The organism is Actinacidiphila acidipaludis (assembly GCF_019890725.1).
Taxonomy (GTDB): domain Bacteria; phylum Actinomycetota; class Actinomycetes; order Streptomycetales; family Streptomycetaceae; genus Actinacidiphila; species Actinacidiphila acidipaludis.
This window is the reverse complement of the sequence record NZ_JAINZZ010000025.1, coordinates 51,851-76,952: the sequence shown is the minus strand read 5'-3', so window position 1 is coordinate 76,952 and position 25,102 is coordinate 51,851. Positions and strand designations below refer to the sequence as shown.

Genomic DNA, 25,102 nt, shown 5'->3' with positions numbered 1-25,102 from the left:
CTGCGGGTCCGGGCGGTACGACGGCTCGGGACCGCCGGTACCGCCCCGGGTCACTTCAGCGAGCCGGCCGCGAGGCCCGTGCGCCAGAACCGCTGGAGCAGCACGAAGACGACGATCACGGGGACGATCGAGACCAGGGAGCCGGTGATCACCGATTCCTGCAGCAACGGCGCCCGGGCGGTCTGCCCGTTCCACTCGAACAGGCCCAGCGTGACGGGGAAGAGCGACTCCTTCTGCAGCATGACCATCGGCAGGAAGAAGTTGTTCCAGATCGCCACGAACTGGAAGAGGAAGATCGTCACCAGTGACGGCGCCATCAGCCGGGAGGACACCGAGAAGAAGGTGCGGAACTCGCCCGCGCCGTCCAGCCGGGCCGACTCCAGCAGTTCCTCGGGCACCGCCGCGGCGGCGAAGATCCGGGCGAGGTACACACCGAAGGGGCTGACGATGCTCGGCAGGAACACCGCCCAGTAGGTGTTGACCAGTCCGGTGGAGGAGAACAGCAGGAACAGCGGCAGCGCGAGCGCGGTCGTGGGGACCAGGACCCCGCCGAGCACTACGGAGAACAGGAACTCCCGGCCGCGGAAGCTGAACTTGGCCAGCGCGTAGCCGCACATGGCCGAGATCAGCGTGCCGACGCCCGCGCCGAGCACGGCGTAGATCACGCTGTTCATCGCCCACTTCAGGAAGATGCCGTCGCTGCGGGTGAACAGCGTGTGCAGGTTGCCGAAGAGGTTGAAGTGGGAGAACGCCAGGCCGTTGGTGGCGGCCAGATCGCCCTGGGGCTTGGTGGCGGCGACGATCAGGAAGTAGACCGGCAGCAGGAAGTAGACGGCCAGGATGAACATCAGCGCCATGACCGCGCTGCGGCTGGCGAGGCTCTCGCGGGAGGCGGACCGGCGAGGGGCGGTCAGGTCGCTCACAGTCCGGCCCTCTTCGATGTCAGTCGCATGAACCCGAAGCTCAGGACGAAGGTGATGAGCGCGATGACCACGGAGATCGCCGCCGCCTGCTGGTAGTTGTTCCCCGAGGCCACCGCGTAGGCGAGCATGTTCGGAGTGAACGTGCTGGAGATGTTCGAGGAGATCTGGCGCAGCACGGCGGGCTCGGCGTAGAGCTGCAGGGTGCCGATGATGGAGAAGACCGTGGTCAGCACGATCGAGGGCGCGATGATGGGCACCTTGATCCGCCAGGCGATGGCCCAGTTGCTCGCGCCGTCCAGCTTCGCGGCCTCGTAGAGCTCCTGCGGGATGGCCTGCAGCGCCGAGAACATGATCAGCATGTTGTAGCCGGTCCACAGCCAGGTGGAGACGTTCGCCGTGGACCACAGCACCGCGCTCGGCCCGAGGAAGTCCGGGTGCAGGCCGAGGTGCCCGAGCAGGTCGACCACCGGGCTCAGCTGCGGCGAGTACAGGTAGGACCACATGATCGCGGCGATGACGCCCGGCACCGCGTAGGGCATGAACGCCGAGATCCGGAAGAACGCCTTGGCCTTCAGCAGCGGGGTGTCCAGCAGCAGCGCCATGATCAGGGCGACGAACAGCATGACGGGCACCTGCACGACACCGAAGAGCCCGATGCGCCCGATGCTGGACCAGAACTCGCTGTTCTGCAGCACCTGTCCGTACTGGTGGAAGCCTCCGAACGTCGTGTACGAGGTGCCGTACTGGCCGCCGGTGCGGCGCACGACCCGGAAGCTCTGCCACAGCGCGTAGCCCACCGGCACCAGGTAGAACAGCACGAACGGCAGGAAGAACGGTGTCACGAACGCGGCGATGGTCCCCGCCCGCGGGCCGCCGCCGGGGCGACGGCGGCGGGGACGGGGGACATCGGGTGCCGCGACCACGCGCTCGGCGCGGGTTTCGGTGTCGGTCATGCTGCGGTCACTTGCCCGCCTCGGCCGGGATGGCCAGGTCCTTCATGGACTTCAGCGCGGTGGCCTGGGCGGTGGACAGCGCGCCGGTCAGAGCGCCGTTGCCGGCCGCGGCCTTGGCCATCGCGTCCTGCAGGCTCAGGTTGACGGTCTTCTGGGTCGGGCCCCAGGCGAAGCTGGTGTCGATGTCCTTGGACGACTGGGCGAAGACGTCGAAGATCTTCTCGTTGTTGTAGTACGGCACGCCCTGGGAGAGCGCGGGCAGCTGCAGGCCCGCGGTGGCCGCGGGGTAGAGGCCGCCGAGCTTGTTCTCCAGCGCGAGCGCCTGCGGATCGGTGTTCAGCCAGGTGTTGAACTTCACCGACTCGTACAGGTGCTTGCTGCCCTTCATGAACGCGACCGTGGAACCGCCCCAGTCGCCGGACGCCGCGCTCGTGCTCCACGTGGGCATCGGCACGATCGACCACTTGCCGGCCTGGCTGGGCAGGTTGTCGCGGAACATGCTGTAGCCCCAGGCGGCGCCGACGTAGCTGGCGATCTGGTCCTTCTGGTACGCCGCGTACATCTGCGTGGAGCCGTTGGCGAGGTCGGTGCGCACCTCCTTGGCGTCGATCAGCTTCTGCCAGTAGTCGGCGACCTGCCTGCTCTGCACGGAGTCGACGGTGACCTGCCACTTGTCGTCGCTGTAGCCGTACATCTTGGCGCTGTTCTGCCACAGCAGGCCGTTGAACCACTCGGCGTTGTTCGGGTCGAAGAACGTCATGCTGAGGTTCTTGTCGGCCGTGTGCAGCTTCTGGGCGTCGGACGCGTACTCGTCCCACGTCTTGGGGACGGGCAGGTGGTACTTGGCGAAGATGTCGCTGCGCACGAAGAGCGCCATCGGCCCGGTGTCCTGCGGGAAGGCGAAGACGCCGGTGTTGCCGAAGCTCGCCTGCGACCAGGTCCAGGGCACGAACTTCGAGCGGGCGGCGGTGGCCGCGCTGCACTGCGAGGCGTCGACGAAGGCGTTCTGGGTGCGCAGGTTGGGCAGTTCGTCGTAGCCGACCTGGGCGAGGTCGGGGGCGCTTCCCGCCTTGAGGGCGTTGCCCAGGGTGCCGTACTGGTCGTTGGAGATGTTCTTCGTCCGGACCTGGATGTCCGGGTTCTGCTTGTTCCACAGAGCGACGACCTGGTCCATGCCCGGAACGGTGTTCCAGTACTGGAGGGTGACCTTGCCCTTCGCGGGCGCGCAGGAGGCCGCGGCCACGGAGCTGCCCGAGTGGCCGGACGACGACGAGCAGCCGGCGAGCACGGCGACGCTCGCCGCCGCGGTGAGCGCGGCGGCAAGGCGGACGTGCGAGGCGGTGTTTCTCATGACTTCCTTCCAGGGCGTCCAGCTCCAGTGCCGGACCGGTCGACGTTGACACCTCAAGGCGGGCTGCTCCTTGTGGGCCTGCTGGTTGGAATCACGTCCTCGGCGCCGGCTGGTGCGGACACGGGCGGCGCCGCACCGAGCGCCGAGCGCCGGGGAGCGGGCTGGTGAACCCGTTCCGTGAACGTTCACGGGAACGTTCACGGGCGCTCGTGAATTGCTCGGAAGTCTGCGCTCGGCCGCAGACGAATGTCAAGACATACGGGTCAATCCTGAGGCCGGAGACTCAGGCGGAACCGGCCAGCCGGAGCTCGGCGCGGACCTCGAGATCCTCGGGCGGCAGCGGATCGGCGCCGGTCAGCAGCCGTCCGACCTGCTCCACCGCCAGCGCGCCCAGCCGGCGCGTGTCGAGCGCGACGCTCGAGAGCGGGGGTTCCATGAGCGCGCCGAGCTGCAGCCCGTCGAAGCCGATCACCGCGAGATCGGCCGGCACCGCACGACCGAGCCGGCGCGCCTCCCGCAACGCCCCGATCGCGACGATGTCGTTGAACGTGAAGACCGCGGTGACCTCCGGATGGGCGGCGAGCAGGGCCCGCAGCCCTGCTCCCCCGCCGTCCGCGGACTGCCCGGCGCCGGCCACCCGGCCCGGGTCGATGCCGTGCGCGAGCGCGGCGGCGGTGAACCACTCGCGGCGCAGGCTGGGCTCGGCCCGGTTGTCGTGGTCGAGCATGCCGATCATGGTGTGGCCCCGCGCCACCAGGTGCGCGACGGCCGCGTGCACCCCGGCCTCGCCGTCGATCCGGATCGAGCTGAACCGGGCCATCCGGTGCTCGCGGCCGATCAGCACCATGGGCATGCCGCGGGTGTACCGGTCGAGCTCGTCCTCGGCGCAGCTGAAGTAGCCGACCACGCCGTCCACCTGCGAGCCGATCACCTGAAGGGTGCCGAGCTCCTCCTCCGGCCGGTCGGCGGTGTCGTAGACGACCACGTGCCAGCCGCGGGCGCGGGCGGACTCCAGCGCCGAGGCCGCGACCTCGGTGAAGAACGGGTTGCGCAGGTCGGGGATGACCAGGCCGATCGTGGTGGTGTCCTGGCGGACCAGACCACGGGCGAAGCGGCTCGGCCGGTAGCCCAGTTCGCGGGCGGCGTCGAGCACGCGCTGCTTGGTGGAGCGCTCGATCTCGTCCTTGCCGTTCAGCGCCCGCGAGACGGTCTGCCGCGAGACCCCGGCGGACCGGGCGACATCATGGATCGTGACTCTCCGGGACGAGTCCGGTCCCGACGACGACGCCATCACACACCTCCACTGCTCGCGGGCCGCGGAGGGGGCCCGCGTCGCCCGAGTATGCCGCAGGTTCTCCTCCGGGGCGGGTCGGCGCCGTCAGGCGTTCGCCTGCGCGCGGAGCGTCTGCCGGACTCCGGGGACCAGGGCCGCGGGCGCCGGGGGACGGTTGCGGCGGGAACGCGCCGAACCCGTCCGCTCGGCGCCGCGCCTCTTGACAGGCGCACGGCATCCGATGCTATCTGTTGCCCTGCGTTTGATCGTGTGCGCTTGCATCCTCCCTCGCGGTGGATGTTGAGCGCACTTGGTGTGGTCGAGCGCAGCTGGACGACAGTGAGCCGGGCGGGCTCCGGGACGTTCCGCAGACCCGCGTGCCGTGCCCCCTCCGCCGGGCCGGCGGTGCGGGAGCGTGGTGCGCCGAGCCGACGCCCGCTGCCTTCCCGCCCTCCGCATCCCGGTGCCGCCATCCCACCCTCTCGCGCCGTCAGGGCGCTGCGACGGAGGACACCACCCATGAGGAAACCGATCCGGGGCGCGCTCGCCGCGTTCGCCGGAGCACTGCTGCTCGCCACCGGAATCACCGCGGCCGACGGTCCGGCCGCACAGGCCGAGAGCGGCACCACGTCCGCCAAACCCGCGCTGGGCTGGAGCAGTTGGAGCTTCATCCGGCGCAACCCGACCGCGCAGAAGATCGAGGCGCAGGCGAAGGCCCTGAAGGACAGCGGGCTGGCGAAGGAGGGTTACGTCTACGCCAACGTCGACGACTTCTGGTACCGCTGCCCGGGCTCGCAGGGCCCGGACGTCGACCAGTACGGCCGCTGGGTCACCGACGAGACCGCTTTCCCGCCCCAGGGCGGTGAGAACGGCATCCAGGCGGTCGCGGACTATGTGCACTCCCTCGGCCTGAAGTTCGGCCTGTACGTCACGCCCGGCATCTCCAAGCAGGCCGTCGCGCGGAACACCGCCATCTAGGGAACGCCGTACCACGCCGACGACATCGCGACCACGGCCGACGAGGCGAACTACAACTGCGGCGGCATGGTCGGCATCGACTACGACAAGCCCGGCGCCCAGGACTTCGTCGACTCCTGGGCCGGCCAGTTCGCGGGCTGGGGCATCGACTACCTGAAGATCGACGGTGTCGGCACCCCCGACATCGGTGACGTCCGCGCCTGGTCGCAGGCGCTGAAGCAGACCGGGCGCCCGATCCACCTGGAGCTGTCGAACAACCTGGACATCCACAACACCGCCGCCTGGCAGCAGCTCTCCGACGGCTGGCGGACCGGCGGCGACATCGAGTGCTACTGCGGCCGCGACGGCAGCAGCTACCCGCTGACCTCGTGGTCCTCCATCACCTCCCGCTTCGACCAGGTCGCGGCCTGGGCCCCGTACGGCGGGCCCGCCGGCTACAACGACTACGACTCGCTGGAGGTCGGCAACGGCGCCGACGACGGGCTCACCCTCGACGAGCGCAGGACCCAGATGAGTCTCTGGTCGCTCGCCGCATCCCCGCTGATGCTCGGCACCGACCTGACCCACCTCGACCCGACCGACCTCGCCCTGCTGAAGAACGCCGACGTGCTCGGCGTCGACCAGGACGGCATCGACGCGCGGCGGATCTCCGACGACGCCGAAGGCCAGGTGTTCGCCAAGACCGAGCAGAACGGCGACGCGGTCGTCGGCCTGTTCAACACCGGCTCGGCGCCCCGAGAGGTCGCGACCACCGCCCAGGCGCTCGGCCTGCCCTCCTCCCGGGACTACGCGCTGACCGACCTGTGGAACCACGGCACCACCGAGTCGGCCGGCCGGATCGCGGCCGACGTCCCGCCGCACGGCGTGGTGCTCCTCCGCGTCCACCCGACCCGGCAGGTCGCCGGCGACGCCGCCCCGTCGGTGACACTGGCCCTGAACTGGGCGCCGGCCGCGAGCGACAGCACGACCCGGACCGTCACCGCGGTGCTCTCCGACAACGGCTCGCGTCCCGTCACGAACGCGGCTCTGGACCTGACCGGCCCGGACGGCGCGACCATCAGCACCACGTCACCGACACATGCGCGCACCCTCAAGCCGGGCGGCACTCTGTCGGCCACGTACACCGTCGCCCTCAAGCCGTCGGAGGACCTGTTCGCCACCAGCGCCTTCCGGGCGGCCGGTGCGTACCGCTTCGGTCCGGCGACGACGCACCTGACGGTCGGTGACACGATCACCGTCGACCACCCCGTCGGTGCGCCGTACCGGACGTTCGCCTCCACCACGGCGAGCTTCAGCCAGTCCGGCACGCGACTCGGCATCCGGGCACAGGGCGCCGACCTCTACACCCCCGTCGACGAGTACGGCACGATCTACCTGCCGGGCGCCGAACACGACGGCTCCACGACCACGGTGAAGATCGACTCCCAGGCGGACACCAACGTCTGGGCGAAGGCCGGGATCATGGTCCGCAACGACATCACCAAGGCCGGCGCGTCGCCCGGCTACCTGGCGCTGGTCGAGACGCCCGGCAACGGCTACCTCCTGGACTGGGACAGCGACGGCGACGGCCAGCTGGACTCCCAGGACTCCACCGGCACCGCCACCTACCCGTCATGGCTGAAGCTGGTCCGCCACGGCACCACCTACAGCGGCTACTACTCCACCGACGACGCCACCTGGAACCTCGTCGGCACCATCACCCTCCCCACCGCCGCGGCCACCCAGGACATGGGTCTGACCGCGACGTCGCACGCCGCGGGCACGACGGGTGAGACGGACTTCGACTCCTTCACCACCGACTGATCCCTCCCGCCCCGACCGGCGTCCGGCAGCCCGAGAGGGCAGCCGGGCGCCGGTCCTTCGTGCCGGGGAGACGCGGCCGCGGTGGCGGCTGTTCCCCTGCGGGGATCAGGGGCGGGCTCCGGGCGAAGGCGTGGCCGCCGCGCCTCTCTCGCCACTCGGGCTGGTGGCCCTGCCGGCGGCCGCCGAGGGTGTCGGAGCGGCGCGGGTCGGCGAAGGGGTCGCGCGGACCGGCGTGGGAGCGGCCGTCGGCGGGGCGAGCGGAGTCGCCGGGGCGGGACGCGGGGTGCCCGAGGCGGGCCACAGCACGACGGTCACCGTGACGATCGCGGCGGCCACCGCACCGGTCGCCGCCGCCCGGCGCAGTGCGCGCCGCCGGCCGGTGCGGCGGCGGATCCGTTCGAAGGTGCCGGGAGGCGCCGCCAGCCGCACATGGCCCTCCAGAAGGCGTGCGGCCAGCTCCTCGTCACCGGGCTCCTCCCAGTGCTCAATGCGTGTGATCACAACGTTCTCCCAGTACGGCACGCAGATACTCGCGGGCGGCGTGGAGATCGCCCCTGATGGTCCCTTCCTTGCGCTTGGTCAGGGACGCGATGTCCCTGACCGGCAGGTCGGCGAAGTAGTACAGCAGGACGACGGTCCGCAGCTTCTCGGGCATCGACTGCACGATCAGCCGCACCGGCACCGACGTCTCCGCGCCCGGCTCGCGCGGGGCCAGCCCGGCCTCGGTTCCGGCGCGGCGCAGCGCCCGGCGTTCACGGTCGGTCTTGCGCCAGTGGTCGCGCACCAGGTTGGCCGCCGTCACGTAGAGGAAGCCGCGCGGCTCCTCGACGTCGCTCCAGCGCAGCCACAGGCGGGCGAACGCCTCGGACGCGATCTCGTGGGCCGTTCCGTCGTCGTCGACCAGGCGGCGGCACCAGCCGGCGAGGTCGGCGTAGAGGGCGGCGAACAGCTCGGCGGCTGCCCGGTCCTTGGACGGGCTCAACGTGCTCCAGAGGAAGGGTTCGGTGGGGGGAAGGTCATCACAGCGGGGGACGTCACGGCGGCGTGACGGCGGTCAGCGACGCGAAGACGATCACATTGTCGAGGTAGCCGCTGCCGGTGCGCGGGCCGCCGCAGGTGATCAGGCGCACCTCGGGACGGTCGGTGTTCCCGTAGACGGCCTGGGTCGGGAACCGGTCCTTGGCGACGGTGCGCACCGCGTCCACCGTGAACGTGGTGGAGACGCCGTCGCGCAGACCGACGACGATGCGGGCTCCGGGCGTCAGCCGGGACAGTTTCAGGAAGACGCCGTCTCCGTAGCGCCCGACGGTGACGTGTCCCAGGAGGACCGAGGGCCCGATCTGGCCGGGTGTGGGCGAGCCCCGGTACCAGCCCGCCGGGGAGTGCGCCCTGACCGGTGGCACCTCGACGGTCCCGTCGGAGGCCAGGCCCAGACCCATCACCGGGGTGTCGACCGCGATGTCCGGGATCTGGAGGCGCACGGGTACCGAGCGGGCTGCCGGCCGGAGCGCCGCCGCGCCGGCGGACGGTCGCGAGCCGGCGTCCGGGGAGGGAAGGCGGGTCGTCCCGGCCGCCGCGGGTGCCGCGCTCGGCGCGCCACCGCACCCCGCGAGCAGACCGGTGAGACAGGCGGCCGCGACGAGGGTGCCGAGCGCGATCGGCCGGGACGTCCCCATGGGTCAGCCCCGGCCCTGGAGCCTGCGGCGCCGGAGCGCGAGCGCTCCCGCGCCGAGGACGAGCACGCCCGCCCCGGCCAGCGCGCCCGTCTCCGCCGCGTTCGACCCGGAAGCCGGCGTCGGCACGCCGGTGTCGGGGGCGCCCGAGGGCATCGTGCCGACCTGGTTGCCGCCGCGCGTCGTCGCGGTGGGCGAGGCGACGGGCGCCGGGGTGCTGGCGGAGCCGTTGGCGCTCGACGCGGTGGGGGCCGGCGTGCTGGCCGCGGCGGTGGCCGACGGCGTGGGTGCGGGCGTACCGCCGTCGGCGAAGGCCGTTCCGGCCCCGCCGGTGGCCAGCGCCGCGGCGCAGACCGCGGCGGCCACGATGGACCGTGCGCGCATGAGAACTCTCCTGTCCTTCGGCCCGGGGCCCCCTGTGGTGAGGACGCCGGGCTGCTTGCGGTGTGCAATCAGACGGAGAGACGAACCGCTCCCGGGCCGTGCTGTAAAGAGATGGCAAAGTCGCGATCATGCCCTGCCTGCGGGCCGCGTGCCGCGTGCCGCGTGCCGCGTGCCGCGAGGGGAAACGTCCGCTGCCGCCCCCGGGGTTCGTCCGGGGACGGCAGCGGGCAGGGTCGGACGGCGCGCGGTCAGGACACCGTGAGGTTCTGGGCCACCACGTTGCCGCCGAACGCGTTCACTCCGAAGCGGCCGCTGGTGTAGGTGGTGTCGGTCGCGTCGATGACGGGGTCGGTGGCGGAGCCGAGCCAGACACGGATGCGGGCGCCGTCCGTCCGGATCCTCAGATGGTAGGTGCGTCCCTCCGTGATCGGGGTGCTCTGGACGGCGATGTCCTTGCCGGGGCGCCACAGTTTGACGACGCCCGTCGTGTCGAGCGTGGCGGTGTAACCCGCGCCGTCGGCACCGGCGCGGAACGTCAGTCCGGTGGCCGCCCCGTTGGTCACCGAGACATCGCCCTGATAGGTGAAGTCGGAGCCCGTGCGGTCGCTGAGATAGAAGCCGTCACCGGAGGAACTGCCGCGCAGGCCGGCCGGAGTGACCGTCCACGTGCCGCTCACCGGGGTCCACGCCCCGGAGGCGAACGCCTGGAAGCCGCCGTCACCGACGTCGAGATTCTGCACTGTGGCCTGTCCGTTGAAGACGTTCGCACCGAAGCGACCGCTGGCGTAGGTGCTGTCGGTGGCGTCGATGACGGGAGTGGCCGCGTTGTCGAGATAGACGCGGATGCGTGTGCCGTCGGTGCGGACTGTGACGTGGTAGGCGCGGCTGCCGGTGATCGGCATGGCGTAGGTGGCGATGTCCTTGCCGGGGCGCCACAGTTTGACCACGCCGGACCTGTCCAGGGTGGCGGTGTAGCCCGCGCCTGAGGCGTTCGCGTGGAAGGTCAGGCCCGCGGCCTGGGCGGTGCCCAGAGTGATGTCGCCCTGGTAGACGGCGTCGCCGCCACTGGTGTTGCTCAGATAGAAACCGTCGCCGCCGGACGAGCCCTGCTTACCTCCACTGACGTCGCTCCACGCGCCGCCCGCGGCGTGCCACGGTCCGGAGAGATCGCTCTGCAGTGTCGACTGACCGGTCCCCCAGCTGGTGTTGAGCCGCGTGAAGGTCGCCGTGGTGAGCTTGACGCTGCCGCCGGTGGTGTAGAGGCGGATGCCCTGGCTGTCGGCCGAGGAGTCGAAGTTGACGGTGTCCGCCACCGAGTACAGGCCGTCGTCGGCGAAGATCTCCAACTGGCCGCGGTCGACGAGGAGGCGCATCGTCACCTTGCCGTTCCGGGGCTTGAGCGGATGCCCGTAGAGCGTCTGCGCGGCGGTGTCGTACAGAACGGTGCGGTCGGCCGAGCCGTCGGAACGGGCGTGCAGGTCGAATCCGAACTGCTTGGCGGTGGTGTTCTTGACGTCGAACTGCGCGGTGATCTCGTAGGTGTCGGCCTGGACGCCGGACAACAGGTTGCCCGACGCGGTGACCTTCTCGTTGGTCCAGGTCTGGGGCGAGGTGGCCAGCGAGGCCAGGGAGCTCACGGGGGTGCGCGTGATGCGGGGGCCGTCCGGCGTGCTGACCAGGCCGAGGTCGACGGGGAAGGAGGCGTCACCGGTCCAGGTGCTGCCCTGGTTGCCGCGCTGCCAGCCCATCTGGACGGTCGCGCCGTCCGGGGTGTCGGTGAACGTCTCCGCGGCGTAGAAGTCGCCGTTGACCATCGTCTGCGGAGTGCTCTGATCGGTGGTGAAGGTCGTTCCGTCGAAGTCGCCCACGACGTACTGGCTGGAGGCGGTGGTCAGGATCCACTTCTGCCGCGAGGTGTCACCGTCCAGCGGCAGCGGGAAGAGGTCGGGGCACTCGAACAGCCAGGGGGCGTGATACCGGCTGGCGAAGGTCCAGTCGGTCAGGTTGGTCGACGTGTAGACGCTGACGCCGTTGCCGCCCTCGTCGGACCAGAAGACCATCACCCAGCGGTGACGTGCCGCGTCCCAGGTCACCTTGGGGTCGCGGCTGGTCACGCCGTCCGGCACCGTGACGACCTTGCGGCCCTTGTCGTAGGCCTGGAAGCTCTGCCCGTTGTCGTTGCTGTAGTAGACGCTGACGCCGTCGGTGTTGGAGAAGACGACGATGGGGTCGAGTGAATCGGTCTTCAGCCCCGAGGTGTTGTCCCGGTCGACGACTCCCCCGCCGGAGAAGAGCGTGCCGGGCTGCACTCCGGGCTCCATGGCGATCGGCTTCTGCGTCCAGTGCACCAGGTCGGTGCTCGTGGCGTGGCCCCAGTGCATCGTGTCCCAGGCCAGACCGTGCGGATTGTGCTGGTAGAAGAAGTGGTACTCCCCGTTCGCGTACACCAGGCCGTTCGGGTCGTTCATCCACCCGGACTGCGAACTGAAGTGGAACTGACCGCGGAACGGCTCGCTGTAGGTGGTGGGGGCGTACGGGAACTCGGGATAGTCCCATGCCGTCCCCGCCGCCGCGGGCGTTGCGGGCAGAAAGACCGTCAGACTGGCCGCGAGGGCGACCAGGAGAACCCAGATCCGGCGGGCTCTTCGACGCATTGCACCTCACCATTTTCGACTCGATGAATCGTGAGACCGAGTGTCATCGATGACACATGCCATCGATGACATGCGTGGGCGAGACCCGGCTGAGATCAGATCGTGGGGCCGCCGTGCGCAGCCCGTCAACACGTCGTCACCGAATTTCTGGGGCCGCGCCCGACGGGGATCACGGTGCGGCCAGTGAGTCCACGTCATCCATGACAGCGTCGACCTGGTGCGCCCAGGGCGGGTTCGGACCGGCGACGGAGCAGGTCAGAGCGGCCACACGGGCGGCGTACCGGCAGGCGTCGGCCACGTCGTCGAGCGTCGCCCCGTCCAGCCGGCCGCCCAGCAGTCCGCGGACGCCGAGCCGGTGCAGCAGTCCGGAGGTGAACGAGTCCCCGGCGCCGACCGTGTCGACGACGTCGACGGCCACGCCCGGTATCGTCGCCCGCGCGCCGTCCAGGGAGACCACGGCACCGTCGGCACCCCGGGTGACCACCACCAGGCGGGCCCCGGCACGATGCAAGTCCGCACAGGCGGCGCCCAGTTCGGACGACGGACGCAGTTCGCGCAGGTCGTCCTCGCTCAGCCGCAGGATGTCCGCGAGCGCGCACCACCCCGGCAGTCGCCGCCGGTAGTGCTCCGCGTCCACCAGTGACGTGCGGATGTTGGGGTCGATGCTGACGGTGGCGCGATCGCGGGCGGCCGCGAGGAAGTCCTCCACCGCCGCACCGCCGGGGTCGAGCGTCAGGGCCAGCGACCCGGAGTGCACGCACGCCGACCGTCCCACACCGGCCGCGGCCAGCTCGGCGCCGGTCCACTGCCAGTCGGCAGTGCCCCGGGCGTGAAAGGTGTACGCGGCCTGGCCCTCGGGGTCGATGTCGGCGATGGCCAGGGTGCTGGGTTCACGGGCGGCCACCGCGTCGGACAGGTCGACCCCCGAGCTCAGCAGGTGCGCGCGGATCCGCCGGCCGAACAGGTCGCCGGACACCCGGGCGAGCAGCCGGGAGGGTGTGCCCAGCCGGGCCAGCCCGACCGCGGTGTTCGCCGGGCCGCCGCCGGGCAGCATGCGCAACGTCAATCCCGCTTCTCCGTCGTCCTGTTCGGCGAGGAGGTCGGCGACACATTCCCCGAGCACGGTGACCTGCGGTGATGCTTGCATGACGGTTCTCCTCCGGGCGTAAGGGCGGCACAGGCGGCGCAGACCGCGTGCCGTCGTGTTACGAACTCGTGATCAGCGTGGGGCATTGACGCTGCCGGAGCGGGACTCCATCATCTCTCGGAGCCGGGTGTCAACGATAACAGTGTCATCGATGACACCCATTGACCCCTCGTCACGGCCCGTCTGTCGCACCGGGAGAACCCATGTTCCGCAGATCTCGTCCGTTCGTCGCCGCCGGCCTCACCTGCCTCGCCCTGACCCTGGCCGCGTGCGGTTCCGGTTCGGGCTCGGGCTCGTCCTCCTCCAACGGCGGGAAGATCAAGGTCGGGCTGATCACGAAGACCGACACCAACCCGTACTTCGTGAAGATGAAGCAGGGCGCCGAGCAGGCCGCCAAGAGCGAGGGTGTCTCGCTGATGACGGCCGCCGGCAAGTTCGACGGCGACAACAGCGGGCAGGTGACCGCGCTGGAGAACATGGTCGCCGCCGGCGTCAAGGGCGTGCTCATCACGCCGAGCGACTCCAAGGCCATCGTGCCCGCGATCCAGAAGGCCCGTGCCAAGGGCGTGCTGGTGATCGCGCTGGACACGCCGCTGGAACCGCAGAGCGCCGCCGACGCCCTGTTCGCCACCGACAACGAGAAGGCCGGCGAGCTGATCGGCGCGTACGCCAAGGCCGCCATGGCGGGCAGGCAGGCGAAGATCGCCACCATGGACCTGGCGCCGGGGGTCTCGGTCGGCGTCCAACGGCACAACGGGTTCGTCAAGGGCTTCGGCGTCTCCGACTCCGACCCCTCGATCGTCTGCTCCCAGGACACCGGGGGCGACCAGGCGAAGGGTCAGGCCGCCATGGAGACCTGCCTGCAGAAGTCACCCGACATCAACCTCGTCTACGCCATCAACGAGCCGGCGGCGCTGGGCGCCTACACCGCGATCAAGGCCAAGGGCCGCGAGAAGGACGTCATGATCGTCGCGATCGACGGCGGCTGCAGCGGCGTCCAGGCGGTCAAGGACGGCAGGATCGCGGCCACGGCGCAGCAGTACCCGCTGAAGATGGCCGCCGACGGCGTCAAGGCGGTGGCCGCGTACGGGAAGACCGGCACGAAGGCGAGTGGATACACCGACACCGGTGTCAACCTCATCACCGACCATCCGCAGACGGGCATCGACGCCAAGGACACCGGCTTCGGCCTGCAGAACTGCTGGGGCTGAGCACCGGCCCGTCCTCCTTCGACCCCTTCGTACAAGGAAGCTGATGACTGCCTCCACCACGCCCCTGATCCGAGCGAAGGAGCCGGCGATCGCGCGCCGGCTGTTCAGCGCGCCGGCGGCGGGTCCGTTCGCCGCTCTGGTCCTCGCCTCGGTGTTCTTCTCCCTGTCCACCGACCAGTTCCTGTCCGGCGGGAACTTCTCGCTGATCCTTCAGCAGGTCATGGTGGTCGGCACCCTCGCCATCGGCCAGACGCTCATCATCCTGACCGCGGGTATCGACCTGTCCTGCGGCGCCGTCATGGCCTTCGGCAGCATTCTGCTGGCCAAGCTCGCGGTGGACTCGGGCCTGCCGCCCCTCGTGGCCATCGCGATCGGGATCCTGGTCTGCGGCGGATTCGGGCTGGTCAACGGCCTGCTGGTCCGGCTCGTGCCGCTGCCGCCGTTCATCGTCACCCTGGGCATGCTCAACATCGCGTTCGCGCTGACCCACATCTACTCCGACGAGCAGACGGTCACCGGGCTGCCGGGCCCGCTCACCGCGCTGGGCAGGACCTTCCCGCTCGGCAGGACGGACGTGACCTACGGGTCGCTCGTCACGGTCGCGCTCTTCCTCGTCTTCGCCTACGCGCTCAACGGCACCGGGTGGGGACGGCACGTCTACGCGCTCGGCAACAGCGCGGAGAGCGCGCGCCTGAGCGGTATCCGGGTCACCCGCCTGACCGTCGGCGTCTACGCGGTGGCCGGGCTCGTCTACGGCGTGGCCGCGCTGCTGCTGGTGTCACGGACCGGCGTCGGCGACCCGCAGGCCGGACAGACGGAGAACCTCGACAGCATCACCGCGGTCGTGCTCGGAGGCACCAGTCTGTTCGGTGGACGCGGCACGGTCCTCGGCACGTTCGTCGGCGTGCTCATCGTCGGGGTCTTCCGCAACGGCCTGCAGCTCATGGGCGTCTCATCCGTCTACCAGACGCTCGTCACCGGCGTCCTGGTGATTCTCGCGGTCACCGTCGACCAGCTCTCACGGAAGAGGACACGATGAACGACTCCGCGGCCGCGGGACCGGCCGGCCAGCAGCCTCCGAAGCGCCAGGACGACGAACACCCGGGGGCCGGCAGGACCTCCGCCGAGCCGGCGGAACCTCAGGTCACGCCGGTGCTCAGCGCCCGCGGGCTGGTCAAGCGCTACGGCCATGTCACCGCGATCGACGGCGCCGACTTCGACCTGCTGCCGGGCGAGGTCCTGGCGGTCATCGGCGACAACGGCGCGGGCAAGACCAGCCTGATCAAGGCGCTGACCGGCGCACTCGTCCCCGACGAGGGAGAGATCCGGCTGCACGGCGAGCCGATCAGGTTCGCGGGCCCGCTGGACGCCAGGCAGCACGGTATCGAGACGGTCTACCAGGACCTGGCCGTCGCGCCCTCGATGGACATCGCGGCCAACATGTTCCTGGGGCGCGAGATCCGCAGGGCCGGCCCGCTCGGCACGGTGTTCCGGATGCTCGACAAGAAGGCCATGCGGCGGGAGTCCGCCGAGTACATGTCCGAGCTCGGGATCAGGCTGGGCTCGATCGGCCAGACCGTCGAGACCCTGTCGGGCGGGCAGCGCCAAGCCGTCGCGGTCGCCCGGGCGGTGGCCTGGGCCCGCAGTGTCGTGGTGATGGACGAGCCGACCGCCGCGCTCGGCGTCAAGGAGTCCGCGCAGGTACTGGATCTCATCCGTCGCGTACGCGACAAAGGTGTACCGGTGATCCTGATCAGCCACAATATGCCGCATGTCTTCGAGATCGCCGACCGCATCCACGTCCACCGCCTCGGCCGGCGCGCGGCCCTGATCGATCCGCGCGACTACACCATGCCGGAGGTGGTGGCCATCATGACCGGCGCACTCAGCGTCACAGCCGACGGCGGTACCGTCGTCGCGGACGACGACGCCGCAGCCGCCGCAGGCGTGCGGCGGAGTTGACCCAGCCCCCCACGTGCACCACGGGCCCGGCGCGTGCCCGCGCGCCGGGCCCGAGACCGTAACGCAGAAAGGTGGTCCATGAGGCCCCTCCGCCGCCCCACGCTCGCCGATGTCGCCCGCGAGGTGGGCGTCAGCGCCAAGACGGTTTCCCGGGTCCTCAACGAGGACGGCCCCAGCTCCGCGGAGACACGCAAGCGAGTGCTGGCCGCCGTCGAGAAACTCGGCTTCCAGCCGAACCTGATGGCGCGCAGCACCCGTACGGGCGGAGCCGACACGACCGTCGGCCTGGTGGTGCCCGATCTCAGCAACCCCTTCTTCGGCGCTGTGGCGGCCGGAATCGAGGAGGTCGTCCACGAGACCGGGCTGATGCTGCTCATGGGTTCCTCCGAGGACGACGCGGACCGCGAAGCCACCCTGACCCGGACGTTCATGGCCCGCCGGGTGAGCGTGCTGATGGTGGTGCCCTCGGTGGGCGCCGACCATGCGCACCTGAAGGCGCCGCGCGCCGCCGGTATGCCGGTCATCTTCATCGACCGCCCCGGCAACGGCCTGACCAGCGACACCGTGGTCAGTTCCAACCGCTCCGGCGCGCGGGAGGGAGTGGCTCACCTCATCGCCGCCGGCCACCGCAGGATCGGCTTCGTCGGCGACGTGCCGGCCGCGCTCTACACCCGGCGGGAGCGCCTGGCCGGCTACCGGGACGCGCTGGTGAGCGCCTCTCTGCCGTACAGCCGGCAGCTGGTGACGGACGCCCACCATCCCGCGGAGGCGGCGGAACAGACCGCGCGGCTGCTCGAACTCAAGGACCCGCCCAGCGCGTTGCTGACGGGAAACAACTTCATGACCATCGGCGTGGTCAGCGAACTGGCCCGTCGCGGGCGGAGGGACGTGGCCGTCGTCGCCTTCGACGACGTGCCGATGGCCGAGACGCTGCAGCCCGCTCTCACCGTCATCGCCCAGGACCCGAAGGCGATGGGCCAGTCGGCGGGCAAGACCGCCCTCGATCGTCTCCGGGGTGACCGTTCCCGCGCACGGACGGTGATCGTGCCCACCACGCTGATCCCCCGCGGCTCGGGAGAACTGCCCAGCCCCGCACGTGCCGGCTCCCGCGGCCGTTCGCCCACCGAGCACGCGTAGGAGGGCCACGGCCGGCTCCCCGAGTGTCGCAACCGAAGCCGCACCGCCGTGTCAGACCGTGCCCGTAGGGTGAGAGGCGGCCGAAGGGGCCCACGGTCGAGGGAGCCAGGGATGACGCGGTATCTGATCTCGTTCGATGACGGCGCGATGACGTTCCCCGAGGAGGATCTGCCCGAGGTGGACAAAGCCGCGCACGCCGTGCTGCGGGAGGCGAAGGACGCCGGGGTGTGGGTCTTCGGCGGCGGGCTGCAGAGCCAGCGGGCGAGCGTCGTGGCCACCGACGGGACCGTCGCCGACGGCCCGTTCCCGGAGACCAAGGCGGTCATCGGCGGGTTCTCGATCATCGATGTGCCCTCACGCGAGGACGCGCTGAAATGGGCCGCCAAGTTCGCTGCCGCCTGCCGCTGCGCCCAGGAGGTCCGGGAGATCATGCACGACCCGGCCGCCTGACCCATGAGCGAGCCGACCACCAATCCCGGCGAGGGTTTCCACCCGCATCTCGGCGGTGCCGCAGGGCAGTCGGGGACTCCCCTGCGGAGCCGGCTGCACCACATCCGCGCTGACGCGCTCGACGCGGGCACGGCCCAGACCGAGGGCATGCGCAGGTTCGCCGCCGTCAGCGGGAGGACCACCGGGTCGGAGAAGCTGTGGATGGGCCAGACCCATGTCGCGCCGTCCACGTCCTCCTCCGACCACCACCACGGCGAGTCCGAGACCGCCATCTACGTGGTCAGCGGCCACCCGGAGTTCGTCTTCCTCGACGGATCCGGGCCTCGGCCGCAAGAGGTGCGGCTGCGCACCGGGCCCGGCGACTACGTCTTCGTCCCGCCGTTCGTACCGCACCGCGAGGAGAATCCGGATCCCTCCGAGGAGGCCGTGGTCGTCATCGCCCGCAGCACCCAGGAAGCGATCGTGGTGAACCTCCCGCGTCTATACGTGCTGGGCCAGGAGGACGGCTGACGGCGGAGCGCCCCGCCGGGCGGTCATGCGTGAAGCTCGCCACCGGGCGCTGGTGATCCCCGTCGCGGGCTTCCGGCACCGCTTCCGACCCCCAGGAGGCGGGTGGGACGGGTCCGGGGAGCGGCAGGTCAGCGGTCCGCGGTTCAGCGGACGACCGAGGGGCACTCGCCGGGTGAGCCGGAGACATCCGCGCCGGGTCGCACGCGTCCGCACTCACGGCCGCTGACCAGCACCGTCGCACCCGGCTCGGTGACCCGCACCATCGCCCAACGATCACCGCACGGGAGAGCACCTCATGCGCGCAACCCTCATGTACGGCGCCGGTGACGTCCGCGTCGAGAAGGTCCCCGACTCCGTCATCAAGCAGCCCACCGACGCCCTGGTGCGTGTCACCGCGGCCTGTATCTGCGGCAGCGACCTGTGGCCCTACGCGTCGATGAAGCCCGAGGACGGTCCGGCCCGCGTGGGCCATGAGTTCCTCGGCGTCGTCGAGGCCACCGGCCCGGAGGTGACCACCGTCAAGCCCGGCGATCTGGTGGTCGCCCCGTTCGCCATCTCGGACAACACGTGCGAGTTCTGCCGCGAGGGCCTCCACACGTCCTGCTCGAATCCGCAAGCCGGGTTCTGGGACGGCGAGGCGGAGGAGGGCGGTCAGGCCCAAGCGGTCCGCGTCCCGCTGGCCGACGGCACCCTCGTCAAGCTCCCCGTCGCCGCGGACTCCGCGCTCATCCCGTCCCTGCTGACGCTCTCCGACGTCTTCGGCACCGGCTACCACGCCGCCGTCGTGGGCGGCGTGAACGAGCGCACCCGCGTCACGGTGATCGGGGACGGCGCCGTGGGCCTGCTCGCGGTGCTGTCCGCCCAACGCCTGGGCGCGGAGCAGATCATCCTCATGGGCCGCCACCCGGCACGCACCGACCTCGGCCGCGCCTTCGGCGCCACCGACGTCGTCTCCGCCCGCGGCGAGGAGGGCGTCGCCGCGGTTCGCGCGCTGACCGGCGGCCACGGCGCCCACGTCGTTATCGAGGCCGTCGGCACCATGCCCGCTTACGAGCAGGCCTGCGGCATCGTGCGCCCCGGTGGCGTGATCAGCCGGGTCGGCGCCCCGCAGTACGAGGAAGCGCCGGTCGGCTTCGGCAGCCTGTTCCGCCACAACATCCGGCTGGCCGGCGGACCCGCACCGGTCCGCGCCTACATCGAGGAACTCATGCCCGGGATCCTCGACGGCACCATGGAGCCCGGCAGGGTCTTCGACGCCGTCACCGACCTCGACGGCGTCCCTGCCGGCTACCAGGACATGGCCGACCGCAGGAGCCTGAAGGTCCTGGTCAAGCCCTGACACGAGGAGTGCCGGCGTCGGGCTGACGCCGACCCCCGGCCGCCCCGCCGGCGAGATCGCGGGCTCGACGTGCGGGTGCGCGCGCGACGGCGCACGATCGTTAGATGAGCGCGACACCACGACCCCCGTACGACGGCCCGGCCGTCGTCGTCATCGGCACCGAGGAGATCCCGGTCCACGCCCGGCTGAGGGTGACGATGTGCACCCGGCTCGGCGAGGAGTGGGCCGGTGTGGTGAGCCCCGACCGGGGTACCGACCACTTCTGGCAGCTGTGGGACGGCGTCGAGCCGGCGACCCTGCGCACCGAACACGGTGAGTCGGCGTTCCGCCTGGAAGAAGGAACGCGGGTCGACAAGGACGACCCGAGCATCGCGATCGACGGCCAGGGCCGCCCGCCGTTCTAGGCCCCGGCCCGCGCCTCAGTCCGCGGCCTGCCCGGTCCCGGTGACGGGCACCGGTGATGCGGGGTGCCGGCGACGGACCAGCGCCGTGACGGCGAGCGCGCCGACCGCGGCCAGGCAGAGCCAGGCGAAGAGGTCTCCGATCCGGTCGTAGACCGTGGTGGTGCCGCGCGTCGGCACATACGCCACCATGGTCTGCCGGTCGGTCGTGAAGGAGTCCGTCGAGGCGAGGACCCGGCCCTTGTCGTCGTACGCCGTCGAGACGCCGTCCGCGTCCTGGCGCACCACCGCGTAGCCTCCCTCGATGGCCCGCAGGCTCGCCTTCATGGTGTGCGCGCCCCCGTAGGCCTTCCAGTCGTGGGAGGGGACGAGCATGATGTCGGTCCTGGTCCGCATCATGGCGGGGAAGTCGGCGTCGTAGCAGATGACGTCGGCGAGGCGGCCGTACGGGGTGTCGGCGACGGGTACGCGGCCGTCGCCGGGGGTGAACTTCTCCGAGCCGGGGATGGGGTGGGCCTTCTGGTAGGTCCACAGCACCTTTCCGCGGGGGTCGACGAGGACGGCCTCGTCCTTGCCGTAGGCCGGGCCGGTCGTGCTGTAGACGCGCAGCCCGACCTCCAGATAGATGCCTGAGCTGCGGGCCTGGTCCTGCGCTTCGGCGATGGCGGCGGTCTCGTGGGACTCCTGCGTCTTCACGGCCTCCTCCGGCCAGACCACGATCTTCGCCCCAGCCGCGGCCTCCCGCCGGGTGGAGGCCAGCAGGTCGTTCTCGACGGCGGTCATCGCCGGCTGCACCGCCGGGGCGGGGGCGGCGGCGACACCCGCCGATCCGCCGCTGATCCGCCCGAGCGCGGTGGTGAGTTGGGCGGTCACGGCTCGGCCGGGGCTGATCCCGGCGACCCTGACGGTCGTCACCGAGGCCGGGCTGAACGCGAGACGGGCGCCGCCCGCGAGCACCACGGCCGTCACCAGCGCCCCGTAGGCCAAGCCGGGACGCCACGAGGGCCGTTCCCAGATCCGGTTGACGGTACTGGCGAAGTACGCGATCAGGAATCCGATCCCCCAGGAGCCGGTGACCGAGACGACCTGCAGGAGCGGCAGGTCACCGTACTGGGTGACGGCCAGCGAACCGTAGGCCGTGCCGAACGGCGACACCACGCCGATCAGGAACTCGGCGCCCGCGACGGCCGACGGAAAGACGCAGGCCGCCAGTGCGGGCCGCAGCCGGCCGGCCAGCAGTCCGTCGGCCAGGAACGGCAGGGTCTGCACGGCGGCCAGCGCGGCCGCGCCCACCGCGGTCACCGGGCCGAGGCCGATCGCCGACTCCTGGATCCAGAAGAAGGCGGCGGCGATGTGCGCCGCCCAGATCCCCAGGGCTCCGGTCGCCACGCGACTCAGACGGGTGTAGCGCAGCAGGAGCACCGGGAAGATCCACGCCGCGGCGGCGATGTCCCAGCGACCGCCCACCGCGAACAGCATCGTGCCCGTGCCGAGCAGCAGGAGCAGTGGCCGGACGGCGGGTGCCGGCCGTCCCGGGCCGTCGGGCGGATTGCCGGCGGTCGTCGTGTCGCGTCGCGCTGCTGCCGTCGGACTGGCCTGTGCACCAAGGGCGTTGGGGAGTCTGGTCATGCGGAGGACGCTAGGAGCGCGCAGGCACGAGGCGCCTCGGCCGAGGTGCCGATCCTCCCGGCTGCCGCGCAACTATCGATGCGCGCCTGACGGACGATCCGTCACGCCCTCTCTTCCTCTAGCGTGACGACGGAGATGACCGCTGCGACGGATGCCGCGCCACGAGCCGTGCGGCAATGGATGGCCGACCGGCCGCGACTGACGGATGTCGCCCTGGGCGGGGGCGTCACGCTCCTCGACGTGACCACGGTGCTGGACCGCTCCCCGGCGCCGGGCGCCTGGGGGGTGGTGCTGTGGGGCACGCAGACCGTTCCGCTGCTGTGGCGGCGGACGCGTCCCTGCGCCGTGCTGGCGGCGATGACCGCCCTCTACGCGGTCTTCCAGGCGCTCAGCCCGATTCCCGGCCGGATACCCGGGCCGTTCCTGCTCATGATCGGCGTGTACGGCGTCGCCCGGTACGCGACGGCCTCGGCCGGTCTGCCGGCAACGGTGCTGTGTCTCGCGTCCACCAGTTGCGCCGACGCCCTCACCGGGCACTGGCAGAGCCCCCGCCCCGGCTCGCTGGAGCCGATCAGCACCACCACGTTCGTCTTCTTCTTCACCCTGGCCTGGATCCTGGGATACGGCAGGCGCCGGATCGACGCCGACGCCGCACGACTGCGGGACCTCAATCGGCGTCTGCGGGCCGAACAGGAGCGCAACGCCCGGCAGGCGGTGCTGACCGAACGGGCCCGCATCGCCCGGGACCTGCACGATGTGGTCGCCCACCATGTCAGCGCCATCGCCCTGTTGGCGCGGGCGGCCGAGGAAGGCACGCCGGACGGCGTCCCCTGCGCCGGTCAGGCCGCCGCCGTCGCGGAAGCAAGGAAGAGCGTCGGCCTGATCGCACGGACCGCCGACACCGCGCTCGTCGAGATGCGCCGCCTCCTCGGACTGCTGTCGTTCCGCGAGCAGGAACTCGCGCCCGAACCGTCCCTGTCCCCGGACCATCTCGAACCGCTCATCGGCGCGGCGACGGCGGCGGGCTGCCGGGTGACGTACGTGTCGGACCTCGGGGCCGGGACCGGGGTGTCCACCGGCCTGCTGGTCTCGGGTTACCGGATCGTCCAGGAAGCACTGACCAACGCGGTCAAGCACGCCGGGCCCGTCGGCGTGCGGGTCTTCGTGCGCGGGGACGGCACTCACCTCACGATCGAGGTCGAGAACGACCCGGCGCCGCCCGGCCATCGGGCCGTCCCCGGCAGCGGCCGGGGACTCGTCGGCATGCGCGAACGGGTGGCGGCGTTCGACGGCATACTGCGGACCGGACCGCGCGAGGACGGTGGCTGGCGTGTGCGCGCCGTGATGTTCGCGCGGGCCTCCCGACCGGCGGAGGAGAGCCAGAAGCCATGACCGTACGGGTACTTCTCGCCGACGATCAGGAGATGGTCCGCACCGCGCTCCGGCTGGTCGTCGAGCGCCGTGCCGACCTGTCGGTCGTCGGCGAGGCGGCCGACGGGGAGCAGGCCGTCGCCCGGGCTGTCGAACTCCGGCCGGACGTCGTGCTCATGGACGTCCGGATGCCCGGCGTGACCGGGGTCGAGGCAACGCGGCGCCTCACCACCGGCTGGCCCGGGCCCGGACCGGCTCCGCGCGTCCTCGTCCTCACCACGTTCGACCTGGACGAGTACGTGCACGCCGCGCTGCGCGCCGGGGCGGTCGGGTTCCTGCTGAAGAACAGCCCTCCGGACCGACTCGCCGACGCGATCCGCACGGCGGCGGGCGGACAGCCGGTACTCGCGCCGAGCGTCACGCGCCGCCTCATCGACACCGTCACGGCGCTGCCCGCCGCCCTGCTGCCCACCGCCCCCGGGCGGGGCGAGGGGGAATCCCTGGACGGGTCGGGCGGCCCGGACGACCCGGGTCCGCTGAGCGCCCTGACCGAACGCGAGCTCCAGGTCCTCGTCCTTCTCGCCCGCGGCATGTCCAACGCCGCCATCGCCGCGGCTCTCGGCCTCACCGAGGCGAACGTCAAGAGCCGCGTCAACCGCATCCTCACCCGTCTGGGCCTGGAGAACCGCGTCCAGGCCGCGATGCTCGCCCACCGGGCGGGACTTGTGGGGCACGCATGATGGGAGACGACATCCGGCGCGGCGATCCAGGACCGACAGCGCCGGTAGTCCGTCGGCTGCGTCATGACCGCCGAATTTCCACGGACGGCCGTGCGGACCGTTCGCCCAGCTCCACGTGGTGGTCGGCATTCCGCGCGTTTCCTCCACTGTGGGTGGCCGCTGAGGTGCCGGTGTGACGCACCGGGATCCAACTGGCACCTGGCCCGCCAAGCCGGGCCAACCGTAGTTCACGCGCCGGTGGGGGTCGGTCGGGCGCGCTGCACACTATATGCCGATTCCGTCATGTAGCCTGGGATCATGACCGCCGTCCAGCGCGAGATCTATCGGCATCTTCGAGACTTCGCTGCACACTTCACCCCGCCTCCTCCCTTCAGCCCTCACGTTGAAATCAGCGAGGGTCAGATCATCATGATGATGAGTCCTGCCGGCCGTCATGATCTTGCGGCGCTGCGAATTGAGCGCCAGCTTCAACCCCAGCTTGCAGACGGCATCGTGGCTACCACCTCAGGAGACATCGAGGAAGCCGACCTAGGACAGTTGCGCCGTCCCGACGTACTCGTCCTACCCGAAGCCGCGATGGACACCGACGACGCGATCAGCCCCCGGGCTCTGCAGCTCGCCGTCGAGATCGTGTCTACGTCGAACCCGGAGAACGACTACGAAAGCAAACTGCACCATTACCCGCGACTGGGGATTCCGCACTACCTGATCGTCGACCCCCGCAACGGCACCTGTGTGCACTACTGGGCGATCTCGGAGGGTGGCGAGACACCCGCCTACGAGGCCCGGGTCCCCTACCGCTTCGGCGACAAGATCCCGATCGGGGACTGGATCATCGACACGAGCGAGCTGCCCCGCTATGAACAAGGCGTCCAGTGAGTCCCGGTGAGCTGATCCGAGCCCGCCGCACCGAGCTGGGGATCTCGCAGGCGCAACTCGCCGAGCGGGCTGGTACCGGGCAGGCTTTCGTCTCTCGGGTCGAGTCCGGCAAAACCGCTCCCACTTTGTCGGTACTCCGCCGCCTCGCCGCTGCCCTTGGCTGCGACCTCACTCTTGGACTCACGCCCCGAGCTGGCTCACACTGCCCTGGCGGACAACCCTGAATCCCCCTGCCCGGGCTCGTGCCACGTCGGGGGTTGGAGGTGTCGTCCACCTACTCGTACGTCAACGGGACTCCCTGCCCTGGACTTTCCGAATGGCCCCACTGATTAGT

Annotated in this window: 24 protein-coding genes and 1 pseudogene; 14 read left to right on the top strand and 11 right to left on the bottom strand. The window is 70.9% G+C overall.

From position 1 onward, the window contains the following. Positions 1–50 precede the first annotated feature (50 nt). The 4 genes from K7862_RS20380 to K7862_RS20365 form a co-directional block, all read right to left on the bottom strand. Complete coding sequence (locus tag K7862_RS20380) at positions 51–857, bottom strand: carbohydrate ABC transporter permease (protein WP_222964595.1); 807 nt, start codon at positions 855–857, stop codon at positions 51–53. A 62-nt stretch (positions 858–919) separates the two neighbouring features. Next, positions 920–1,876 carry a carbohydrate ABC transporter permease gene (locus K7862_RS20375; RefSeq protein ID WP_222964545.1) on the bottom strand — a complete coding sequence of 319 codons (957 nt, stop codon included), beginning with the start codon at positions 1,874–1,876 and terminating at the stop codon, positions 920–922. Between the two features lie 7 nt (positions 1,877–1,883). Continuing rightward, complete coding sequence (locus tag K7862_RS20370; RefSeq protein WP_222964543.1) at positions 1,884–3,227, bottom strand: ABC transporter substrate-binding protein; 1,344 nt, start codon at positions 3,225–3,227, stop codon at positions 1,884–1,886. 283 nt (positions 3,228–3,510) lie between these two features. Continuing rightward, on the bottom strand, positions 3,511–4,518 hold the full coding sequence (locus tag K7862_RS20365; RefSeq protein ID WP_222964540.1) for a LacI family DNA-binding transcriptional regulator: 1,008 nt from the start codon (positions 4,516–4,518) through the stop codon (positions 3,511–3,513). Here K7862_RS20365 and K7862_RS37720 point away from each other — a divergent pair. Together K7862_RS37720 and K7862_RS37715 are read left to right on the top strand one after the other, a co-directional pair. Further along, positions 4,471–6,093, top strand: a pseudogene (locus K7862_RS37720) (glycoside hydrolase family 27 protein); the annotation flags it as partial. The gene K7862_RS20365 and the pseudogene K7862_RS37720 overlap by 48 nt on opposite strands. Further along, positions 6,085–7,281, top strand: coding sequence for an NEW3 domain-containing protein (locus tag K7862_RS37715; RefSeq protein WP_308012086.1), 1,197 nt, complete (start codon positions 6,085–6,087; stop codon positions 7,279–7,281). The pseudogene K7862_RS37720 and the gene K7862_RS37715, both read left to right, overlap by 9 nt. A 105-nt stretch (positions 7,282–7,386) precedes the next feature. On the opposite strand, the gene K7862_RS20355 is transcribed toward K7862_RS37715, so the two are convergent. From K7862_RS20355 to K7862_RS20330, 6 genes are all read right to left on the bottom strand, one after another. Then, positions 7,387–7,782, bottom strand: coding sequence for a hypothetical protein (locus K7862_RS20355; protein ID WP_222964538.1), 396 nt, complete (start codon positions 7,780–7,782; stop codon positions 7,387–7,389). Beyond that, positions 7,766–8,263, bottom strand: a complete 498-nt coding sequence (locus K7862_RS20350) for an RNA polymerase sigma factor (RefSeq protein WP_222964536.1) — start codon at positions 8,261–8,263, stop codon at positions 7,766–7,768. The genes K7862_RS20355 and K7862_RS20350 overlap by 17 nt, the downstream gene beginning before the upstream one ends. A gap of 52 nt (positions 8,264–8,315) precedes the next feature. After that, entirely contained in the window at positions 8,316–8,957 is a 642-nt protein-coding gene (locus K7862_RS20345; RefSeq protein WP_222964534.1) for a class F sortase, read from the bottom strand. Positions 8,958–8,960: 3 nt separating this feature from the next. Further along, a complete protein-coding gene (locus K7862_RS20340) occupies positions 8,961–9,338 on the bottom strand; it encodes a hypothetical protein (protein ID WP_222964532.1) in 378 nt (125 codons plus the stop codon). Positions 9,339–9,586: 248 nt separating this feature from the next. Further along, entirely contained in the window at positions 9,587–11,992 is a 2,406-nt protein-coding gene (locus K7862_RS20335; RefSeq protein WP_222964530.1) for a glycoside hydrolase family 32 protein, read from the bottom strand. A gap of 169 nt (positions 11,993–12,161) precedes the next feature. Further along, positions 12,162–13,139 (bottom strand): carbohydrate kinase family protein, encoded by a 978-nt coding sequence (locus K7862_RS20330; protein WP_222964527.1) that lies wholly within the window; start codon positions 13,137–13,139, stop codon positions 12,162–12,164. A gap of 203 nt (positions 13,140–13,342) precedes the next feature. Here K7862_RS20330 and K7862_RS20325 point away from each other — a divergent pair, with 203 nt between their 5' ends. The 8 genes from K7862_RS20325 to K7862_RS20290 all read left to right on the top strand — a co-directional run bounded on the left by K7862_RS20325 (position 13,343) and on the right by K7862_RS20290 (position 20,152). Continuing rightward, the gene (locus tag K7862_RS20325; protein WP_222964525.1) at positions 13,343–14,350 is read left to right on the top strand and encodes a sugar ABC transporter substrate-binding protein; all 1,008 of its coding nucleotides are present in this window, start codon (positions 13,343–13,345) and stop codon (positions 14,348–14,350) included. 43 nt (positions 14,351–14,393) lie between these two features. Beyond that, entirely contained in the window at positions 14,394–15,389 is a 996-nt protein-coding gene (locus K7862_RS20320; protein WP_222964523.1) for an ABC transporter permease, read from the top strand. Further along, a complete protein-coding gene (locus K7862_RS20315; protein WP_222964521.1) occupies positions 15,386–16,312 on the top strand; it encodes an ATP-binding cassette domain-containing protein in 927 nt (308 codons plus the stop codon). The genes K7862_RS20320 and K7862_RS20315 overlap by 4 nt, the downstream gene beginning before the upstream one ends. A 78-nt stretch (positions 16,313–16,390) precedes the next feature. Then, positions 16,391–17,449, top strand: a complete 1,059-nt coding sequence (locus K7862_RS20310) for a LacI family DNA-binding transcriptional regulator (protein WP_222964519.1) — start codon at positions 16,391–16,393, stop codon at positions 17,447–17,449. Between the two features lie 111 nt (positions 17,450–17,560). Beyond that, complete coding sequence (locus tag K7862_RS20305) at positions 17,561–17,899, top strand: YciI family protein (RefSeq protein WP_222964517.1); 339 nt, start codon at positions 17,561–17,563, stop codon at positions 17,897–17,899. 3 nt (positions 17,900–17,902) lie between these two features. Beyond that, on the top strand, positions 17,903–18,409 hold the full coding sequence (locus K7862_RS20300; RefSeq protein WP_222964515.1) for a cupin domain-containing protein: 507 nt from the start codon (positions 17,903–17,905) through the stop codon (positions 18,407–18,409). Positions 18,410–18,704: 295 nt separating this feature from the next. Continuing rightward, a complete protein-coding gene (locus tag K7862_RS20295) occupies positions 18,705–19,748 on the top strand; it encodes a zinc-binding dehydrogenase (RefSeq protein ID WP_222964513.1) in 1,044 nt (347 codons plus the stop codon). Positions 19,749–19,852: 104 nt separating this feature from the next. Further along, positions 19,853–20,152 (top strand): DUF4873 domain-containing protein, encoded by a 300-nt coding sequence (locus K7862_RS20290; RefSeq protein ID WP_222964511.1) that lies wholly within the window; start codon positions 19,853–19,855, stop codon positions 20,150–20,152. Between the two features lie 15 nt (positions 20,153–20,167). Here the strand turns inward: K7862_RS20290 and K7862_RS20285 are convergent, their stop codons facing one another. Further along, positions 20,168–21,778, bottom strand: a complete 1,611-nt coding sequence (locus tag K7862_RS20285) for a nitrilase-related carbon-nitrogen hydrolase (protein ID WP_222964509.1) — start codon at positions 21,776–21,778, stop codon at positions 20,168–20,170. A 135-nt stretch (positions 21,779–21,913) separates the two neighbouring features. Here K7862_RS20285 and K7862_RS20280 point away from each other — a divergent pair, with 135 nt between their 5' ends. The 4 genes from K7862_RS20280 (at position 21,914) to K7862_RS20265 (ending at position 24,992) form a co-directional block, all read left to right on the top strand. Further along, entirely contained in the window at positions 21,914–23,170 is a 1,257-nt protein-coding gene (locus tag K7862_RS20280; protein WP_222964507.1) for a sensor histidine kinase, read from the top strand. Then, complete coding sequence (locus tag K7862_RS20275; protein WP_222964505.1) at positions 23,167–23,889, top strand: response regulator; 723 nt, start codon at positions 23,167–23,169, stop codon at positions 23,887–23,889. The genes K7862_RS20280 and K7862_RS20275 overlap by 4 nt, the downstream gene beginning before the upstream one ends. A 297-nt stretch (positions 23,890–24,186) precedes the next feature. Beyond that, complete coding sequence (locus K7862_RS20270; RefSeq protein WP_262413496.1) at positions 24,187–24,768, top strand: Uma2 family endonuclease; 582 nt, start codon at positions 24,187–24,189, stop codon at positions 24,766–24,768. Then, positions 24,765–24,992, top strand: coding sequence for a helix-turn-helix domain-containing protein (locus tag K7862_RS20265; RefSeq protein WP_222964503.1), 228 nt, complete (start codon positions 24,765–24,767; stop codon positions 24,990–24,992). The genes K7862_RS20270 and K7862_RS20265 overlap by 4 nt, the downstream gene beginning before the upstream one ends. The last annotated feature ends 110 nt before the right edge of the window (positions 24,993–25,102 follow it).

Excerpts from the sequence above, each read along its gene's own strand:
- K7862_RS20345 (WP_222964534.1), bottom strand. The coding sequence starts at position 8,957 with ATGGGGACGTCCCGGCCGATCGCGCTCGGCACCCTCGTCGCGGCCGCC.
- K7862_RS20320 (WP_222964523.1), top strand. The coding sequence starts at position 14,394 with ATGACTGCCTCCACCACGCCCCTGATCCGAGCGAAGGAGCCGGCGATC.
- K7862_RS20285 (WP_222964509.1), bottom strand. The coding sequence starts at position 21,778 with ATGACCAGACTCCCCAACGCCCTTGGTGCACAGGCCAGTCCGACGGCA.
- K7862_RS20290 (WP_222964511.1), top strand. The coding sequence starts at position 19,853 with ATGAGCGCGACACCACGACCCCCGTACGACGGCCCGGCCGTCGTCGTC.
- K7862_RS20325 (WP_222964525.1), top strand. The coding sequence starts at position 13,343 with ATGTTCCGCAGATCTCGTCCGTTCGTCGCCGCCGGCCTCACCTGCCTC.
- K7862_RS20305 (WP_222964517.1), top strand. The coding sequence starts at position 17,561 with ATGACGCGGTATCTGATCTCGTTCGATGACGGCGCGATGACGTTCCCC.
- K7862_RS20300 (WP_222964515.1), top strand. The coding sequence starts at position 17,903 with ATGAGCGAGCCGACCACCAATCCCGGCGAGGGTTTCCACCCGCATCTC.
- K7862_RS20270 (WP_262413496.1), top strand. The coding sequence starts at position 24,187 with ATGACCGCCGTCCAGCGCGAGATCTATCGGCATCTTCGAGACTTCGCT.
- K7862_RS20310 (WP_222964519.1), top strand. The coding sequence starts at position 16,391 with ATGAGGCCCCTCCGCCGCCCCACGCTCGCCGATGTCGCCCGCGAGGTG.
- K7862_RS20280 (WP_222964507.1), top strand. The coding sequence starts at position 21,914 with ATGACCGCTGCGACGGATGCCGCGCCACGAGCCGTGCGGCAATGGATG.
- K7862_RS20295 (WP_222964513.1), top strand. The coding sequence starts at position 18,705 with ATGCGCGCAACCCTCATGTACGGCGCCGGTGACGTCCGCGTCGAGAAG.
- K7862_RS20275 (WP_222964505.1), top strand. The coding sequence starts at position 23,167 with ATGACCGTACGGGTACTTCTCGCCGACGATCAGGAGATGGTCCGCACC.
- K7862_RS20380 (WP_222964595.1), bottom strand. The coding sequence starts at position 857 with ATGGCGCTGATGTTCATCCTGGCCGTCTACTTCCTGCTGCCGGTCTAC.
- K7862_RS20330 (WP_222964527.1), bottom strand. The coding sequence starts at position 13,139 with ATGCAAGCATCACCGCAGGTCACCGTGCTCGGGGAATGTGTCGCCGAC.
- K7862_RS20375 (WP_222964545.1), bottom strand. The coding sequence starts at position 1,876 with ATGACCGACACCGAAACCCGCGCCGAGCGCGTGGTCGCGGCACCCGAT.
- K7862_RS20340 (WP_222964532.1), bottom strand. The coding sequence starts at position 9,338 with ATGCGCGCACGGTCCATCGTGGCCGCCGCGGTCTGCGCCGCGGCGCTG.
- K7862_RS20365 (WP_222964540.1), bottom strand. The coding sequence starts at position 4,518 with ATGGCGTCGTCGTCGGGACCGGACTCGTCCCGGAGAGTCACGATCCAT.
- K7862_RS20315 (WP_222964521.1), top strand. The coding sequence starts at position 15,386 with ATGAACGACTCCGCGGCCGCGGGACCGGCCGGCCAGCAGCCTCCGAAG.
- K7862_RS20370 (WP_222964543.1), bottom strand. The coding sequence starts at position 3,227 with ATGAGAAACACCGCCTCGCACGTCCGCCTTGCCGCCGCGCTCACCGCG.
- K7862_RS20335 (WP_222964530.1), bottom strand. The coding sequence starts at position 11,992 with ATGCGTCGAAGAGCCCGCCGGATCTGGGTTCTCCTGGTCGCCCTCGCG.